This is a genomic window from Bifidobacterium saguini DSM 23967 (genome assembly GCF_000741715.1).
GTDB classification, from domain to species: Bacteria; Actinomycetota; Actinomycetes; order Actinomycetales; family Bifidobacteriaceae; genus Bifidobacterium; species Bifidobacterium saguini.
In genome coordinates this window covers 1-1,007 of sequence record NZ_JGZN01000028.1, presented here as the reverse complement: position 1 = coordinate 1,007, position 1,007 = coordinate 1, and the positions used below count along the sequence as shown (strand labels likewise).

Below are 1,007 nucleotides of genomic sequence, written 5' to 3'. Positions count from 1 at the left end.
GGGGGCCGGTCCCGCGCTTTGCGCGGGATGCCGGGGTTTCCCAAGGGGACGGCTCGAGTCCCCTTGGCCTGCCGGAGGCCGTCGTGCCACCCTTGATTCATGGGTGGCACGACTCCTATCGGTCAGCGCATGTAGGCTGGTTTGTCGTTGTGTTCGATGGCGTAGAGCACGATGCATGCGAGATTGGTTTCCTCGTCGATGCCGAGCGCGGTGGCGGCGAGGAGTGTCGCGGCTTTCATGTCGCCGGCGAGCCATGCGCAGTATGCGGCTGTGGCGAGCGGCTGGCATGATGTCTTGCCGTCCGCGTCGTTGGCGGCTTGGAGCATGATGGCGGCGGCGTTGGTGAGCCGGTCGGTGTCGGGGCGGAAGGCCGCGTCCATGAATGCGGCGGTGAGGATTTCGGTGATGCGCTTCCTGTTGTCCGGCTGGTGCGGGTGGCTGGCGAGTTGCATCACTTCGCCGCCTAGCAGGTCGGGGTCGAGGGTGACGGCAATCATGGCGTCCCTCACGCTCAGCTGCTCGTTCATGAGCGTGGTGAGCATGAGCTGGTGTTCCGGTTCGAGGGGCTTGTCGTAGTCGAGCGCGTACATCCATGCGCCCATGGCGTCCGCCGCCATGAGCTCGATGGCCTTGGCCCGCCCCTTGCTCATTATCAGCTTGTGGAAACGGGTTCTGATGGTTGCGCTGGTCTGCTTGGCGGGTGCGGTCGCGACTGTCATGATGGCTCTCCTTCAGGTTGGTGCGCCTTAAAAAATCTTTTGTTTTTTTGACCTTTTCGGTCAGCGAAGGCGCACCCGCGTTCAAGCCGGTGAGGTCATAAAGACGACGCTCCGGGCCCCGCAGGGGCCCGTTGTGCGTCGGCGTTGACGGAGCCGGCGGCGCGGGTACGGTTGAGCAGGCCGAAAAGAGTCAAAAACACCTGTGTTTTTGCTGCCGTGCCGGCCGCGCGGAAGGCGCCTGGCCGGCTCCGTTGTCGGGATTGGCGCGGCCCGCGCGTGTCCTGGCCG

The 1,007-nt window shown here is 64.6% G+C and carries 2 protein-coding genes; both read right to left on the bottom strand.

Features of this window, described 5'->3' with window-relative positions; translation table 11 throughout:
- Nucleotides 1–122: 122 nt before the first annotated feature.
- The gene (locus BISA_RS11700; protein ID WP_051917581.1) at nucleotides 123–719 is read right to left on the bottom strand and encodes a hypothetical protein; all 597 of its coding nucleotides are present in this window, start codon (nucleotides 717–719) and stop codon (nucleotides 123–125) included.
- A gap of 95 nt (nucleotides 720–814) precedes the next feature.
- The coding region (locus BISA_RS13445; protein ID WP_237746170.1) for a hypothetical protein at nucleotides 815–1,007 on the bottom strand (193 nt) is incomplete at its 5' end.